Origin of the sequence: Labrys neptuniae (assembly GCF_040797145.1) — a bacterium.
Lineage (GTDB): Bacteria > Pseudomonadota > Alphaproteobacteria > Rhizobiales > Labraceae > Labrys > Labrys neptuniae.
Map to the genome: position 1 here is coordinate 1 of NZ_JBFNQD010000028.1, position 16211 is coordinate 16211.

The following is a 16211-nucleotide window of genomic DNA, read 5'->3' on the forward strand; positions in this document are numbered from 1 at the left end:
ACACCCGAACCATCGGCCTTGACGCGGATCTTCACATTGTAATCGACCACCCGCTTCACGGGCACGAGCACTTTCATGGGGCTTCTCCAGACGGGGAACCGGAACAATGAGCGATATGAAACGACCGCATAATGGCCTTGTCCCTCCCGCGCTGTCGGCGAACCGACACGTCACGTCGCGACAAGACCGCCGCCGCTGAACTTGATGACGCAAGTCAGCTAAAGGGCGCGGCTTTTTGTGTCAACGCGACATTTGTGTGAAGCGACCGGGCGAGTTCCAGTCACGGGCATTCTCGGCGGTCGGTGGAGCGCATCACGAACCGCGACACGCCGGACAAGTCAGCACGAATGTCCCACACGGCCTCGGGGAGGACGTCGATACTGTTTGCCACCTCCGGCGATCAATCGCTCCAAGTGCACTACCACCCGGCCCGACCGATTCTGCTACTCAACATAGTAACAGGTTACCATTTATTGTTTTTATTATCGAACACTTTGCTCTTGCCTTCCTCATACTTAATTGGAAACAACAACAAACTGTTGATAAGCAAAAATCCCACCAAACACGACTTGCGCGAAGCATACCTGCTCGCTGTGCTCGGACTCAGGTTTGCTCGGTACTCCCTAACCCTACGCAATGATTGGCGCGGCCTCCCTTCGCCGTGACTTTGGCAGCAAAGGCTTGGAGCACGAACAAGAAGACGATCTCCAGCCACGCTCCCAAGGAAAGCAGGTCCCCCATGTTTGATACAGTTTTGAAAGTCGCCGGCGTCCTTTTCGTTGCAACCAGTCTCGCCAGTTGCTCAACCGCCGGCATGTTTCCCAAGCCCGGCGAGGCCTATGTCAAGGACGTGACGGTGACGGCCATTGCCTCCGCGCGCAATCCAGTTCCGGGAAGCTTCGCCCCGCGGCTGACTGAAGCTGTGCGCCAGGACGTGCAGCACCTGCCGCAAACCGGCGCAGCCAAGCACCTGTCGATCATCCTGACCGATTATCATTTGAAGAATCCCGCCCTGTCCCTGCTGGTCGGTGACGCCAATTACGTCAAGGGCACACTGACGGTCACGGATCTGGCAGGCGGGCCTGCCAAGACGGCCCCGTTCGTGGTCGGCAATCAAGGGCAGGTCAATGGCGTGGTCGGCGCCATCGTAGCCGCCAACCAGGATCCGGGCCTGATCGAAGGCGTTCTGGTCGTGCAGTCGAGCCGCAAGGCGCTGGAAAATTTCTATGGTTCCAAGCTCTTGAAGACCTATGCGGAAAACCCGCCGGCGGCGACGCCCGCTGCCATCGCCACGCCGGCCCCAGCCAGCCCGGCCAAGGCCAAGCCCACCAAGCCTCCTGTCCGCAAAGCAAAACCCGTTGTACCGGCGGCCGCGCAGCCCGGCACTTAAACAAAACGGCGCCCCAGGGCGCCGCGACATCGAATATAGATCCGGAGGAGGCACTCTGCCTCCCTCCGTTTCTTATATGTAACGCACAAGGGCCTTGCGGCAAGACCCGGTTCCGGCGCTATCAAACCAACCCTCGACCGCAATCAAGGGAAAGGGTGCCGGATGCGTGTGTTGTTGACGAGCTTTGGATCGCGCGGCGATATCGAACCGGTGGCGGCGCTGGGAGCGCGGCTCCGCGATCTCGGCCTCGAGGTGCTGGCCTGCGTGCCGCCGGATGAGGAGTTCGAGGCGGTGCTGGCCCGCGCGGGCGTAAGGCTGGTGCCCGCCTTCCGGGCCTTGCGGCCCTGGTTGGCGGAAGTGCGCAAGGGACCTGTCGACCTGCCCCAGGTGGCGGGCGAGGTCCTGGAGGGGCAATATCGGGCAATGGCCGCGGCGGCCGAGGGTTGCGATGCCGTGGTGGGTTGCGGCTTGTTTCCCTCCACCGCCGCGGCACAGGCGGTGGCCGAAGAGCGGGGTCTTGCCTATGTCCATGTCAGCTATTGCCCGCTCTTCATCCCTTCCCCGCATCATCCGCCCTATGCCTATCCCGGTCACCCTCGCCCGCCGGGGATCACCGACAACCGGGCTTTGTGGGATCACAATAGCAAGGTCATGAACGCCCTGTTCGGTGCCGCCGTGAATGGCCTGCGCGTCCGGATCGGCCTGCCGGCGCTCACCAATGTGCGCGATCATGTCTTCACCGACAGTCCCTGGCTGGCTTCGGACCCGATCCTGAGCCCGTGGCCGCCGGCCGCAAGCACAGTGGTACAGACCGGTGCCTGGATCTTGCCGGACGAGCGCCCGCTCCCGGCCGATCTCGAAGCCTTCCTGGCAGCCGGCCCGCCGCCGGTCTATGCGGGCTTTGGCAGCATGTCGATGCCGACGGCCCAGGCGGCCGGCCCCGTGGCGATCGCGGCGATCCGCGCCCAGGGCCACCGCGTCCTGCTCGCGCGCGGCTGGGCCGGACTCGCTCTTGCGGAGGCCGCAGAGGATTGCTTCCTCGCCGGCGACGTCAACCAGCAGGCCCTGTTCCCGCGCGTTGCGGCGGTGGTGCATCATGGTGGTGCCGGCACCACCACGGCGGCGGCTCGGGCGGGCGTGCCGCAGGTGATCGTACCACAGCTGGTGGACCAGCCGTTCTGGGCCGGACGAGTGGCGGCACTCGGCATCGGTGTGGCTCATGACGGCCCGGCCCCGAGCCTCGACTCGCTCTCCGCCGCGCTCGCTATCGCTCTGGCGCCGGAAACCCGCGCCCGGGCCGCCGCCCTGGCGAAATCGATCCGCACCGATGGCGCCGCGCTGGCCGCCGGGCTGCTCCTCGACATGACGCGCCGGTGATCTGAATGAATCGTTACGCCGGCCGGTTCGCGCCGGCCGGCGAGCACGGTGCCTCCAGCCGCGTTTAAAAAGCCTGCCCTGCCACCTCGCTCAATCGAACGTGTCGCGCCAGTCGTTCTGCGCCTGGGGCGGCGCATTGTCGAACAAAGGCGCATCGGCGCGTTTGAGCGGCAGCACCAGGATGGCGCCGGCGACCAGTCCGCCAAGATGGGCAAACCAGGCGACATCGTCTGTCGAGGTGACGAAATAGGCATAAAGCGCAAAATAGGCCTGGTAGAGAATCCAGGCCCCGATCGCCCAATAGGCCGGCAGTTTCAGCGGAATGCGGAAGAACAGGAGCACCCAGATCTTCACCTTGGGATGCAGCAGCACATAGGCAGCCACCACGCCCGATATCGCCCCGGATGCCCCGATCAGCGGGCTGGTGGAGTCCTGTGCGGTCAGGGCATAGGCGAAGGAAGCCAGTACGGCACAGGCCAGATAGAAGAACAGGTAGCGCCAGCGCCCGAGATCATCCTCGACATTGTCGCCGAACACCCACAGGAACAGCATGTTGCCGGTCAGGTGCATCCATGAGCCGTGCACGAAGGATGAGGTGATCGGCGTCAGCCATTCCGGCACCCTGATATATTCGGCCGGCAGCTGCATCTTCTGGAACAGAACCACCGGAATCATGCCATAGGAATAGGTAAAGCCCGCCGTATCCGCCACGAAGGTGCCGGGCACGTAGCCGGACTGGAAGAACACGAAAACCGAGACATTGGCGGCAATCAGCGCCCAATTCACATAGGCTCGCGTGATGCGCCGGTGCGGGTTGTCGTCATAGAGCGGTATGATCATCTCGCGTCCCGTATCGCCTGCCGATGCAAGTCGCGTGACGGCAAGAACAATGTAGGGCGAGAAGCAGCGGGAATAAAGGTCGCACAGCGAACAGAGCCGTTGGTGCGGGGTATTTACCGTCATCCCGCATACTATTTTGAGAATGCGCGGCATTTATGCATCATCTGCCCGGGTCATTGGAGGGTGATCGCAGTCCGAGAGGAACCAGATGCTTCGTTGCTCGCGATCTCGTGCCGCTGCCCTTGCCATCATCATGACCGCGCTGCCGGTTCTGGCCGTCACCACGCAGACCAGCCCCGCCTTCGCCGCCCCGCAAGAAGCCGTGCTCAAGCAGGCCGAAGCACAGCGCCAAGCCTTGATCGACACCATGAAGGCGCTGGTTTCGATCGAATCGGGCAGCAAGGACCCCGATGGCCTGGCCGAGATCGCCACCCTGATCGCGGACCGGCTCAAGGCCCTGGGCGGCGAGGTGCAGCAGATCGAGCCGAAGGGCGTCTATCGCATGCAGGACACGCCCGAGAAACCGGGCAAGGTCGTGCTTGCCCGCTTCACCGGCACCGGCACCAGGAAGATCGCTCTGATCGCCCATATGGACACGGTCTATCTCAAGGGCATGCTGGCGCAGCAGCCGTTCCGCATCGAGGGCGACAAGGCCTATGGCCTCGGCATCGCCGACGACAAGCACGGTGTTGCCCTCGCCCTCAGCACTGTTGCGCTGCTGAAGGAGCTGAATTTCAAGGACTACGGCACGCTGACGGTGATGATCAACGGCGACGAAGAGATCTCCTCGCCCGCTTCGCGCGCGCTTCTCACCGAGCTCGGCGCCGAGCAGGACGCCGTGTTTTCCCTGGAAGGCGGGGGCATCGGCACCGACCAGATCATCCTCGCCACCGCCGGCATCGGCGCCGTCGCCCTCAAGGTCGAGGGCAAGGCCTCCCATGCCGGGGCTGCACCCGAGCGCGGCGTCAACGCGCTCTATGAACTGGCGCACCAGATTCTGCAGATGCGCGATCTTTCCGATCCCAAGCTCGGCCTCAAGCTGAACTGGACGGTGGCCAAGGCCGGCACCAACCGCAATGTCATCCCGGCCGAAGCAACGGCCCAGGCCGATGTGCGCATGCTGCGCATGGCCGATTTCGACCGCATCGAGAAGACGGTGAAGGAGCGCATCGCCAACAAGCTCCTGCCCGACAGCAAGATCGAGGCGCTGTTCGAGCGCCGCCGCCCGCCCCTGCAGCCCACCGACGCCGGGCGCGCCTTGGCGGCACGGGCCGGCGCCATCTATGGCGAGATCGGCCAGAAGCTGAGCGTGATCGACAAGGCCGGCGGCGGCGGCACGGACGCCGCCTTTGCGGGACTGAAAGCCAAGGGACCGGTGCTGGAAGGCCTCGGTCTGCGTGGCTTCGGCGCCCATTCCAACGACGCCGAATATGTCGAGCTCGATTCGGTGGTGCCGCGCCTTTATCTGCTGGCACGGCTGATCATGGACGTCTCGGCCGGCAAGACGAAATAAGTGGCGCCCGGCCCAGGCGCGGCAAGCGCCTGCTGGCCCGAAACCCTATTCGTTGGTCTTGATGTTGGTCCAGGTCCGCGTCCAGAGTTTCTGAATCTTGGCGTCCGGCGCCGTGGTGGTGAACAGGCGCGCCATGGTGGCCTCATCAGGGAAGATGGCGGGATCCTTGAGGATCTCGGGCTTGATGAACTTTTGCGCGGTGAGATTGCCAGTGGCGTAGGAGATGAACTCCGTATTCCTGGCAGCTATCTCCGGGCGCATCATGTAGTCGATGAAGGCATGGGCCTCCTCGACATGCTCGGCATCCTTGGGGATCGCCCAACCGTCGACCCAGATCAGCGCGCCTTCCTTCGGCACGACATAACGGATGTCGACCAGGGGGCTGTCAGGCGACTTGGCATGGGCTTCGATGGCGCGGTTGCGCGCCTGGATGACGTCCCCGGCCCAACCGACCACCAGGCACAGATCGCCGGCGGAGAGCGCGCTCAGATAACCCGAGGAACTGAAGGTCCGGACATAGGGCCTGATGGCCTTGAGCAGCTCTCCCGCCTTGGCGATATCCTTGGGGTCCTTGGAATCGGGATCGAACCCGAGATATTTCAGGGCAGGCGGGATCAGCTCGTCGGGGGTATCGAGAATACTCACGCCGCAATCGGCGAATTTGGCCAGGTTCTCCGGCTTGAACACGATGCTCCAGCTGTCGATCGGCACATCGCCCAGGCGCTTCCTGGCCATCTCGACATTGTAGCCGATGCCGGTGGTGCCCCACATATAGTTCACGGCGTATCGGTTGCCCGGATCATAGAAGGCCAGGCGCTGGAACACCTTGTCCCAGCCGTGCTGGAGATTGGGGATCCTGGCCTTGTCCAGCGGTTGAAACACGCCGGCTGCGATCTCGCGCTTCAGGTTGGGGCCGGTGGGATCGACCACGTCATAGCCCGAATGGCCGGCATAGAGCTTGGTCTCCAGCACCTCGTTGGAATCCATGGTGTCGTAGACGACCTTGATGCCGGTCTCCTTGGTGAAGGATTCCAGGGTGGAGGGATCGATGTAATCGGCCCAGCTATAGACGTTGACGACCCTGTCGCCCGCCATTGCGGGCCCGGTAGCCATCAGGGCGGCCATGGCCGCAGCGGCGAGAGCCAAGAGCTGGGGCGGTTGGAGGCGACTTCGGCGAGAACGCGATCTCCAAATCGGCGTCGGGCAAGACGGCATGAGGGTCTCCTCTGGACGTGCGTCATCATTGCCGCCGACGCCAGACGCCGACGGATGGGGATTGCAGCCCTGTACAAAGGGCTGCAATTGCTGTGATGGGGCCTGAAGCGTTTTGCGATTTGGTGGAATCACCAAGAATCGCAAAGACGCGTCAGAACAAGGAGTTAGAGCAAATAAGCGTCCATACTCGAACGCGCTTTGCTCTTGACGATGCCACGACGCCTCGCTTCAGACGGAAGCACGCGGCTGTTCGCACCGAGAAAGCCCGCTCGGCGTCATTCAGGATCCGGACGAGCGGAAACCGGCGCTCTTCGGCGCATCCGCCCCGGCTGTCCGGGTAGAACATTCCATCGAGGTCGTCGCTCTACGGACGAGCCTGCCCGAAAGCGTTTCGTATCCGCGCCGACAGTCGGCTCTTCCTCCTTCTTGCTCGCTCAGGACGGCTGGGCCTCCGGCAAGGGACGGCCCAGGGACGAACGCACCGCCGGGATAGGTCCCGACGGCATAAAATGCTCAGGCAGCACGATGGCCAGATGCGAGGCCGCGACGTCGCGCGCCTCCTCCCGCGACAGGTTCTTGGGGGCGATCATCAGATGCAGCCACAGGCCTTCGAGCATGCACACGATCGCGCGCGCCAGCTTATGCGCATCGATGCCCGCCGGCACGAGTTCGGCACAGAGATCGGCGACGACACCGAGATTCTCCTGGTCTGTGTCGTTGCACATGCTGCGATAGGTCGGACGGGCCTTCGCCTCGCCCCGGAAAGCGCACCAGGCTGCCAGCTTGCGCGGCGTGCAGATCCTGCGGTCGAAATCGGCCAGGACCATCGCCCAGAGCCGCTCCGCAGCCGATGGCCCGGCCTGGGCAAGGGCAGCGCGCCAATGATCGCGATATTCGTCCGACAGGAAACGCAACGTCTCCAGCAGCAATTGTTCCTTGGTCTCGAAATGAAAGTTCACGATGCCGCGGGACATGCCGACCGCCTCGGCAACGACGCCGATCGTGGTGCCCTCATAACCGTAACGGGCCAGGCAATCGATCGTCGCATCGATCAACTCGCTCCGGCGCTCGGCCCGGTTGATCCGCGTGCGGCCCGTGCTCGTGGAAGTGTTCATCCTGGTGAAGCCCCCCTGTCCCGCCGCCCGATCCGAGCCGGCGTCTTTCCAGCATGCTTGGTGAGAACGGTGGGATTGTCAATGCGATTTTTTGCTATACGTTCGTTCAGTATCATGATTATAACTGAACGAACGTATAGCAATTATATAATCGAACATTCGTAGCGGGAGTGCTGACAGGCCTGCGTTTTTTGGGGGGCCCGGCGAGGGAAGGTCCATCCCTCCCCCGGCACGACCAAAGGACATGTCCCAGCTGGTGAAGACGAGGTGACGACGATGACGACGATTGGCTCGACGGCGATGGCGGCAGCGGAGGAAGATCTCACCGAACGCGCCAAACGCCATCTGATCCAGCCCTGGCCTGTCGCGGAAACCATGGGCGACGAGGCGCGCCCGCTGATCGGCGAGGGCGACGGCATCTACATCACCGATGCCGCCGGCAAGCGCCTGATCGACGGCCCGGCCGGCATGTGGTGCACCAATATCGGCCATCGCCGCCGCGAACTCGCCGACGTCATGCACGAACAGGCGATGGCGCTGTCCTACAGCTCGCCCTGGTACACCACGAGCTCGCCCTCCGTCGCCCTGGCCGAGCGGATCGCCGCCCATGCGCCGGGCGACCTCAACCATGTCTTCTTCACCACCGGCGGATCCTCGGCCGTGGAGACGGCGCTGCGCTTCATGCAGTTCTACAACAATGTGCGCGGGCGCCCGGACAAGAAGCTGATCCTCAGCCGCGGCAGCGCCTATCACGGCTCGACCTATCTTTCCGCCTCGCTCAATGCCCGTCCGCGCGACAATGACTGGATGGACAGCGCCGGCGATCTCGTCGTCAAGCTCTCGTCACCCAACCCCTTCCGCCGTCCCGGCGGCAAGACAGTGGTCGAATTCGCCGATGTCCTGGTCGACGAGTTCCGCGACACCGTCGCTCGGGTCGGTGCCGAGCGGATCGGAGCCTTCGTCGCCGAGCCGATCCAGGCCTCGGGCGGCGTCATCGTGCCACCGGAGGGCTACCTGCCGCGCATCCGCGAGATCTGCCGGGCCAACGACATCCTCTATATCTGCGACGAGGTGGTGACGGCCTTCGGGCGCCTCGGCCATGTCTTTGCTTCGGGAGAGATATTCGGGCTCGATCCCGACATGATCACTTTCGCCAAGGGCGTCACCTCGGGCTATTTCCCGCTGGGCGGCGTGGTGATCTCGGATCGGTTGCTTGAGGATCTCAGGCGTTCCAACCATCCCGAGGCGATGTTCGCCCATGGTCTGACCAACACCAGCCATCCCATCGGCTGCGCGGTCGCCCTGAAGAATCTCGATATCCTGGAAGACGGCGTCCTCGACCATGTGCGCGAGGTCACGCCCTATTTTCAGGCCCGGCTCCGGGACCTCGCGGACCTGCCTTTGGTCGGCGAGGTGCGCGGCCTCGGCATGATGGCTGGCATCGAATGCGTCGCGGGGCCTGCCGGCGAGGAGGGTGGGGCGCTCGACGAGACCATCGGCAAGCGCATCGACGGCCATTGCCAGGAACTCGGCCTGCTGGTGCGGCCGATCGTCAACATGTGCGTGATGTCGCCGCCGCTGACCATCACCCGCGCCCAGATCGACGACATGGCCGCCATCCTGCGCGAAGGCATCTCGCGCACGATGGACGACCTCGAACGCGAGGGCCTGTGGCGGCGCTAGGTTCGGAACGCGAACTTCCAGTCTGCTCCTGGGGCGAGGCCACTCATTGAGGAGCAAGAGCGGTCTCAGCGACATGCCTGCATGTCGCTGAGAAGTCCTCTCTTCAACCTTACCCCATCGCCTTGATCACGGCCGCGCCCATCTCGCTGGTCGAGACGGCGTTCTGGCCGGCGCTGGCGATATCCTTGGTGCGCAGCCCCTCGCTCAGCACCGCCGAGATGGCGGCGTCGAGGCGATCGGCGGCCTCGGAAAGGCCAAAGGAATAGCGCAACGCCATGCCGAAGGAGGCAAGTGTGGCGATCGGATTGGCCAGGCCCTTGCCGGCAATGTCGGGCGCCGAGCCGTGCACCGGCTCATACATCGCCTTGCGCTTGCCGGTCTTGGCATCCTCGGCGCCGAGCGCGGCCGAGGGCAGCATACCGAGCGAGCCGGTCAACATGGCCGCGACGTCGGAGAGCATGTCGCCGAACAGATTGTCGCAGACGATCACGTCGAACTGCTTGGGCGTGCGCACCAGCTGCATGCCGCAATTGTCGGCCAGGATGTGCTCGAGCTTGACTTGCGGATATTCGGCCTTGTGGACCTCCGTGACGACCTGCTTCCACAACACGCCCGATTTCATGACGTTGTGCTTTTCGGACGAATGCACCAGGCCGCGGCGCACCTTGGCGAGGTCGAAGGCGACGCGGGCGATGCGCTCGATCTCATGGGTGGTGTAGACCTGGGTATCGACGGCGCGCTTCTCGCCGTTCTCCAGCGTGACGATCTCCTTGGGCTCGCCGAAATAGACACCGCCGGTGAGCTCTCGCACGATCATGATGTCGAGGCCCTCGACCAGCTCGCGCTTGAGCGAGGAGGCTTCGGCCAGCGCCGGATAGCACACGGCGGGACGCAGATTGGCGAAGAGGCCGAGATCCTTGCGCAGGCGCAGGAGGCCGGCTTCCGGACGCGCCTCATAGGGAACGTCGGCCCATTTCGGACCGCCGACAGCACCGAACATCACCGCATCGGCCTGGTCTGCAAGCTTCATGGCATCTTCGGAGATCGCCTTGCCATGGGCGTCATAGGCGGCGCCGCCGACCAGATCCTCTTCCGTCTCGAAGGAGGCGAGGCCCGTCTTGTTGAGGAAGGCGATCAGGCGTTTGACCTCCGCCATCACTTCGACACCGATGCCGTCGCCAGGAAGAAGGAGGAGCTTTTGCGTCGCCATGACCTGTCACCTTTGATTGGAATGCCGGCTGATTAGACGAGCAAGGGGGAAGGTGCAAGCAAGGAGGCAAGATGGGCGGGTTCCAAGACCCGCCTGTCGGCGCTGAAGACGTACCGGTCCGGGGATCGCTACGTCACCGTCGCTGCATGCGCATAATGCCGCCGGAATGACATGAGAATTGTCGGCGACCATCCTCCAAGGTTGCGGAGAGAGGCGTTTATGCTCTATTCGCCCCTTCGTTTCGACGGGCCTCCGACCATGACTTATGCCGTTAAGGAAATCTTCTACACGCTTCAGGGCGAAGGTCGTAACGCCGGCCGGGCCGCCGTGTTCTGCCGTTTCGCCGGCTGCAATCTGTGGTCCGGGCGGGAGGCTGACCGCGCGACGGCCATCTGCCAATTCTGCGATACCGACTTTGTCGGAATGAACGGAACGGGCGGTGGACGTTTCGCCGGCGCGCATGAACTCGCCCGCGCCATAAACCGGACCTGGACCGGTGGCGACGAAGGTCAGCGCCTCGTCGTGCTGACCGGCGGTGAGCCTCTTCTTCAGGTCGACGCCGATCTCGTCGCGGCCCTGCATGAGGCGGGTTTCGAGATCGCGGTCGAAACGAACGGCACCGTCGCTCCCCCCTCGGGCATCGATTGGCTCTGCGTCAGCCCAAAGGCCGGCGCGCCGATCGTGGTCGGCGCGGGTGACGAACTCAAATTCGTCTACCCTCAAGCCGGGCTCGACCCCTGCCAGTTCGAAGATCTGTCCTTCCAGCATCTGCTGCTCCAACCCATGGACGGACCGGAGCGCGAGGCGAACACGGCAGCTGCGGTCGCCTACTGCCTGGCGAATCCGCGGTGGCGATTGACACTGCAAACCCATAAAATGCTCGGTATTCCATGAAGATCACGCAGGCATTCACCTTCGAGGCCGCGCACCGCCTTCCCAACGTCCCGCAAACCCACCGTTGCCATCGAATGCACGGGCACTCCTATCGTGTCGAACTGCAGCTGGAAGGCCCGGTCGATCCACATACCGGCTTCGTCGTTGATTTCTTCGACGTGGAGGCGGCCTTCGGTCCGTTGCTGCAGCGCCTGGACCACTATTGCCTCAACGAGATCGAAGGGCTTGAAAATCCGACCGCGGAAAATATCGCGATCTGGATCTGGGACAGGATCAAGCCGCTGCTGCCGCTGGTCGCTTCCGTGAGGGTCTATGAGACCCCTCAATGTTGGGCGGAATATGAGGGCTGAGCGCCGCCTAAAGCGACCTGGCGGGCGATCTCGATAGCTGCGCTTCTCAAACGGACCGAGCTCCCCTCGCCAGTCTCTGTTCCCTGGGGGACTCGACCTTCCCAAGCGCCTGCCCCCAGATTTGCGCGCGAATCGGGCCCATCGGCCCGACGCAGCAATGATAGGGAGCCTGTTCGTGAGCGAGCCCACGCAAGGTCTTTGGCACAATATGAACCGCCCGCTGGCTGCCATTCTTCTTGGCGTGCTGCCATTCTGGCTCTTCCTGGGCGCTTCCGACAAGCGGACCGTCAACGGCGAGGTGGTGTTCGAATCCGAGTTGAATCTGCTGGGCATCGTGATGGCGATCGTCGCCCTGGGGCTCGCCTTCACCATGCTGCGCCGCGATGGCTCTCCCGGCCAGCCACCGCGCCGCTGGCCGCGTACCCTGGTAGCGATCGCGGCCATTCCGCTGGCCCTGTTCCAGCTCGGCTACTCCATCGGCTTCTACAGTTTCAAGGACATCAATATCGCCGTCTTCGGAGGTCCCGCGCCGCCTCCTTCCACCTACGGCGGATTGAATCCCGACCTGAAAAAGTTCTTCGTCGAGCGCTCCCGGACACTGGATCAGGGTCGCCTCAACGACACGATCGTCAACTCCCTGCTGCGCCTGACTGAAGCGCGTATCAGACACAACGCCTATGCGGACGCCTGCCATCGCGGCAAATGGCAATTGGAGGCGGTGGCTCTGCCTGCCTTCCTCAGCGAGGCAGGACGCGATGCGATCGCCGAAAGCGAGCGCAAGCTAGCGGCCGAGCGGCCGGCGCCTTGCACGGAAAAGAATGCCAAGGCCAACATCACAGAGCTCTCCGACTATTATGCCCGCGACAAGGACATCCTGGCGATTCAACTCGCCGGCTACGACGGCCGTTTCGGCTCGGAGCCTCCACCCGCCGCCTCCACGACCGTACCGGCCATTGAAGGTGTCCCTGTCGGATTGGGAGCCAGCGTTGCAGAGGCTCAACGCATTTTTGGCTCCACCCGCCAGCCAGAGCCCTATACCAGCGCGATGGGCGAACGCCTCGCACTCTATCCCGCCGACGGCTTTGCACTTTACCTGTCGACCGACAAGCAGGTCGCGAGCATCAAACTCACCAAACCGTTCAACGGCAGCGTGGGCAGCGTCAGGATCGGTGATCCCTTGATCACCCTGAAACGCCTGATGGGCAAGCCGACGAAAGAGCTCTTCCCCCTCGATGAAAACCGCGCCTATTTCTATCCCCTGCCGGACGACGTCACAGTCCGTTTTGACGCCAGCGAGGAGGAAGGCGTGCAATCGATCATGCTGCTCAAGACGAAGTAGCGGCTGCAGGAGGCACGGCCGGCATGTGCCACCCTTGACAGACTCAGCCCCCTCCCCGACCTGTCGGGGATGATCGTGGCGCATATCCCATCGAGCCAGGCCTCCCGGAGCGCGGGGCCCCATGGCTAATCCGGGCGAAGTCGTCGAGGTGCTGCTGCCGGTGGCGCTGGAGCGCACCTACAGCTACCGCGTGCCTTTCGGCAACACGCTGATGCCGGGCGATGTCGTGCGCGTCACGCTCGGCCCGCGCGAGGTGGTCGGCGTGGTCTGGGATGGCGACGGCGTGCTGCCCGCCTCTTCCAACCGGCTGAAATATGTCGAGGAACGCCTCGAAATCCCTCCGCTGGGCGCCGAGATGCGTCGCTTCATCGAGTGGGTGGCGAACTGGACGCTGACACCACGCGGTATGATCATGCGCATGGCCCTGCGGGCGCCGGAATTGCCGCCGGAGAAACAGAGGCTCGGCTACCGCCTGGGCAAGCACGAGCCCGAGCGGCTGACAGCAGCACGCCGGCGGGTGCTCGATCATCTCGCCGATGGTTTCGTGCACGAAAAGCGCGCTCTGATCGAGGCGACAGGGGTGTCGCCGAGCGTGGTGGACGGTCTGGTCGATGCCGGCGCGGTCGAGCCCCTGGCCCTTCCACCGGAACCGGTGGCAGGCACACCGGATCTCGCCTTCGGCAGCGCCAGCCTGAACGAAGCCCAGGCGCTGGCCGCCGCCAGTCTGAGCCAGGCCGTGGCGGCCCGGCGCTTCTCGGCGATGCTCCTGGAAGGGGTCACCGGCTCGGGCAAGACCGAGGTCTATTTCGAGGCGGTGGCCGAGGCCGTCAGGCAGGGCGGGCAGGCTTTGATCATGCTGCCCGAGATCGCGCTGACCAACCAGTTCCTCGACCGTTTCGCCGAGCGTTTCGGCGTACGCCCGGCCGAGTGGCATTCGGGCATATCGGCCAACAAGCGGGCGAAGCTCTGGCACGGCATCGCCAAGGGCGAGGTTGCGGTGGTGGCCGGCGCCCGCTCGGCCCTGTTCCTGCCCTTCGTCGACCTGCGGGTCATCATCGTCGACGAGGAGCACGACGGTTCCTACAAGCAGGAGGACGGGCCGCGCTACAATGCCCGCGACATGGCGGTGGTGCGTGCCCGGCTGATCGATGCGCCGGTGGTGCTGGCCTCGGCCACCCCCTCGATCGAATCGAGGGTGAATGCCGATCGCGGCCGCTACGCCCATATCACCCTGCCCCAGCGTTTCGGTGGGCGGGCGCTGCCGTCGATCACTACCGTCGACATGCGCGAAGGTGGGCCCGAGCGCGGCAAATTCATTGCGCCCAGTCTGGTCTCGGCGGTGAAGGAAACGCTGGCAGCGGGAGAGCAGGCCCTACTCTTCCTCAACCGGCGCGGTTATGCCCCGCTCACGCTTTGCCGTAAATGCGGGCATCGCTTCCAATGCCCGAACTGCACGGCCTGGCTGGTGGAGCATCGCTTCCGCAAGAGCCTGGTCTGCCACCATTGCGGGCATACTGCGCCGGTGCCGCGCCATTGCCCGAGCTGCGAAGGCGAAGACACGCTCACCCCTTGCGGCCCCGGCGTGGAGCGCATCGCCGAGGAGGTCTCAGGTCTCTTCCCGGAGGCCCACACCGTGATCCTCTCCTCCGACATCCATGGTAGCGCCGAGCGCCTGCGCCAGGAGCTCGACACCGTCGCCAAGGGCGAGGCCAACCTCGTCATCGGCACGCAGCTCGTCGCCAAGGGCCATAATTTCCCTTTTCTGACGCTGGTCGGCGTTGTCGATGCCGATCTCGGCCTGGGCACCGGCGATCCGCGTGCGGCCGAACGCACTTTCCAACTCCTCGGCCAAGTCACCGGTCGGGCCGGGCGCGGCGAGCGCCCCGGCCGCGCTTTGCTACAGAGCTATGATCCCTCGCATCCGGTGATGCAGGCGCTGGTTTCCGGCGACAAGGAGAGTTTCTATGCGCGCGAGATCGCCGTGCGCGCCAAGGCCGGCCTGCCGCCCTATGGCCGCATGGCCGCCCTCACCATTTCCGACGAGGATCGCGGCAAGGCGGAGGGCTTCGCCCGCCAGCTCGTCAAATCGGCCCCCTTCGACGTTGCCCTGCGCGTACTCGGCCCGGCCGAGGCGCCGATCGCGGTGATCCGCGGCCGCCACCGCATGCGCCTGATCCTGCAAGCCCCTCGGGACTTCGCCCTACAGGATTATATCCGCGCCTGGCTCGCCGCCGGGCCGAAGGTAAGCGGACAGCTGGCGGTGGACATCGACATCGACCCGATGAATTTCGCATAAGGCTCCCCTCTCCCGAGTCGGGAGAGGGGAATTGCCCCTCACACGGCGTAATCCATCGCCTCAAGATCGGCGATCAGACCGGGGCCGGTGGGCTGCCATCCGAGCTTCCTGCGGGTCTGCTCGCTGGAAGCCGGCATGTCGTGCCCGGCAAACAGGCCGAGCCAGCCGAAATGGGTCCCGGCCTCGCCGAGGGGGATGGATCTGACCGGCACCTTCAGGCCTCGGCCGATCACTTCCGCGATTTCCCGCTGCGACACGCCTTCCTCCCCCACCGCATGGTATTTCGCACCCGGTTCGGCCTTCTCCAGCGCGAGCCGGTAGAGGCGGGCGACATCGAGGATATGGGCCGCCGACCAGCGGTTCCGGCCCTCCTCGATATAGGCCGACACCCCCTTTTCGCGGGCCACCGCGATGGCATAGGTGACGAGACCCTGCCTGACCGTATCGTGCACCTGGGGAAGGCGTACGACCGAGACGTTGCCACCCTCCGAGGCCACGGCCGCGGCAGCCTCCTCCGAGGCAGCGCGCGGGATTACTTTCGAACTGATCACGGCGCCGTCCTCCTTGGCCAGCTCGCCGGGCACGGTGCTGGCCATGGCGGTGCCCGAGGTCACGATCAGGGGTCTGTCAGAACCGGCAAGTGCCGAGCCGAGCGCCGCGATCACGTGGCGGTCATCCTCGCAATTGGCGGCGAAGGTCGAGAAATCATGGTTGAAGGCGAGGTGGATGACACCATCCGAGCTGACAGCGCCGGCCCTCAGGCTGTCGAGGTCCTCCAGCGAGCCGCGATGAACTTCGGCGCCCGCCGCAGCCAGAACCGTCGCCTTGTCTTCCGACCGGGCCAGGCCGAGAACCTGATGGCCCGCCCCGATCAATTCCTTCACGACGGCCGAGCCGACAAATCCGGTCGCGCCGGTCACGAATACGCGCATGAGCAAGTCTCCTAGCAAGATAGGAGACAAGCATTGGCCCTTGGTTTATCCTGGTAA

At 64.2% G+C, this 16211-nt stretch carries 13 protein-coding genes and 1 pseudogene; 8 read left to right on the forward strand and 6 right to left on the reverse strand.

Annotated features, from left to right (window positions below):
- Positions 1-77 (reverse strand): annotated as a pseudogene (locus ABXS05_RS33285) (electron transfer flavoprotein subunit beta/FixA family protein); the annotation flags it as partial.
- A gap of 662 nt (positions 78-739) precedes the next feature.
- Here ABXS05_RS33285 and ABXS05_RS33290 point away from each other — a divergent pair.
- Together ABXS05_RS33290 and ABXS05_RS33295 are read left to right on the forward strand one after the other, a co-directional pair.
- Positions 740-1390: a hypothetical protein gene (locus tag ABXS05_RS33290; RefSeq protein ID WP_367626856.1), complete on the forward strand. Its 651-nt coding sequence runs from the start codon at positions 740-742 to the stop codon at positions 1388-1390.
- Between the two features lie 162 nt (positions 1391-1552).
- A complete protein-coding gene (locus ABXS05_RS33295; protein ID WP_367626857.1) occupies positions 1553-2767 on the forward strand; it encodes a glycosyltransferase in 1215 nt (404 codons plus the stop codon).
- A 90-nt stretch (positions 2768-2857) separates the two neighbouring features.
- Here ABXS05_RS33295 and ABXS05_RS33300 read toward each other — a convergent pair whose 3' ends face one another.
- Entirely contained in the window at positions 2858-3607 is a 750-nt protein-coding gene (locus tag ABXS05_RS33300) for a rhomboid family intramembrane serine protease (RefSeq protein ID WP_068298207.1), read from the reverse strand.
- A 208-nt stretch (positions 3608-3815) separates the two neighbouring features.
- Between ABXS05_RS33300 and ABXS05_RS33305 the strand changes: the two genes are divergently transcribed.
- Positions 3816-5120 carry a M20/M25/M40 family metallo-hydrolase gene (locus tag ABXS05_RS33305; protein ID WP_367626858.1) on the forward strand — a complete coding sequence of 435 codons (1305 nt, stop codon included), beginning with the start codon at positions 3816-3818 and terminating at the stop codon, positions 5118-5120.
- 45 nt (positions 5121-5165) lie between these two features.
- Here ABXS05_RS33305 and ABXS05_RS33310 read toward each other — a convergent pair whose 3' ends face one another.
- Complete coding sequence (locus ABXS05_RS33310) at positions 5166-6233, reverse strand: polyamine ABC transporter substrate-binding protein (RefSeq protein ID WP_367626859.1); 1068 nt, start codon at positions 6231-6233, stop codon at positions 5166-5168.
- A gap of 536 nt (positions 6234-6769) precedes the next feature.
- Positions 6770-7450: a TetR/AcrR family transcriptional regulator gene (locus ABXS05_RS33315; RefSeq protein WP_311945032.1), complete on the reverse strand. Its 681-nt coding sequence runs from the start codon at positions 7448-7450 to the stop codon at positions 6770-6772.
- A gap of 276 nt (positions 7451-7726) precedes the next feature.
- Between ABXS05_RS33315 and ABXS05_RS33320 the strand changes: the two genes are divergently transcribed.
- A complete protein-coding gene (locus tag ABXS05_RS33320) occupies positions 7727-9133 on the forward strand; it encodes an aminotransferase (protein ID WP_367626860.1) in 1407 nt (468 codons plus the stop codon).
- Between the two features lie 109 nt (positions 9134-9242).
- Here the strand turns inward: ABXS05_RS33320 and leuB are convergent, their stop codons facing one another.
- On the reverse strand, positions 9243-10343 hold the full coding sequence (gene leuB / locus ABXS05_RS33325) for a 3-isopropylmalate dehydrogenase (RefSeq protein ID WP_311945029.1): 1101 nt from the start codon (positions 10341-10343) through the stop codon (positions 9243-9245).
- Between the two features lie 258 nt (positions 10344-10601).
- Between leuB and queE the strand changes: the two genes are divergently transcribed.
- From queE to ABXS05_RS33345, 4 genes are all read left to right on the forward strand, one after another.
- Positions 10602-11237 carry a 7-carboxy-7-deazaguanine synthase gene (gene queE, locus ABXS05_RS33330; RefSeq protein ID WP_367626890.1) on the forward strand — a complete coding sequence of 212 codons (636 nt, stop codon included), beginning with the start codon at positions 10602-10604 and terminating at the stop codon, positions 11235-11237.
- Entirely contained in the window at positions 11234-11587 is a 354-nt protein-coding gene (gene queD / locus ABXS05_RS33335; protein WP_311945025.1) for a 6-carboxytetrahydropterin synthase QueD, read from the forward strand. Before queE ends, queD begins: the two co-directional genes overlap by 4 nt.
- Positions 11588-11762: 175 nt before the next feature.
- Positions 11763-12926, forward strand: a complete 1164-nt coding sequence (locus ABXS05_RS33340; RefSeq protein WP_367626861.1) for a hypothetical protein — start codon at positions 11763-11765, stop codon at positions 12924-12926.
- A gap of 121 nt (positions 12927-13047) precedes the next feature.
- Positions 13048-15222 (forward strand): primosomal protein N', encoded by a 2175-nt coding sequence (locus ABXS05_RS33345; protein WP_367626862.1) that lies wholly within the window; start codon positions 13048-13050, stop codon positions 15220-15222.
- 38 nt (positions 15223-15260) lie between these two features.
- Here ABXS05_RS33345 and ABXS05_RS33350 read toward each other — a convergent pair whose 3' ends face one another.
- Positions 15261-16154 (reverse strand): SDR family oxidoreductase, encoded by an 894-nt coding sequence (locus ABXS05_RS33350; RefSeq protein ID WP_367626863.1) that lies wholly within the window; start codon positions 16152-16154, stop codon positions 15261-15263.
- Positions 16155-16211 lie beyond the last annotated feature (57 nt).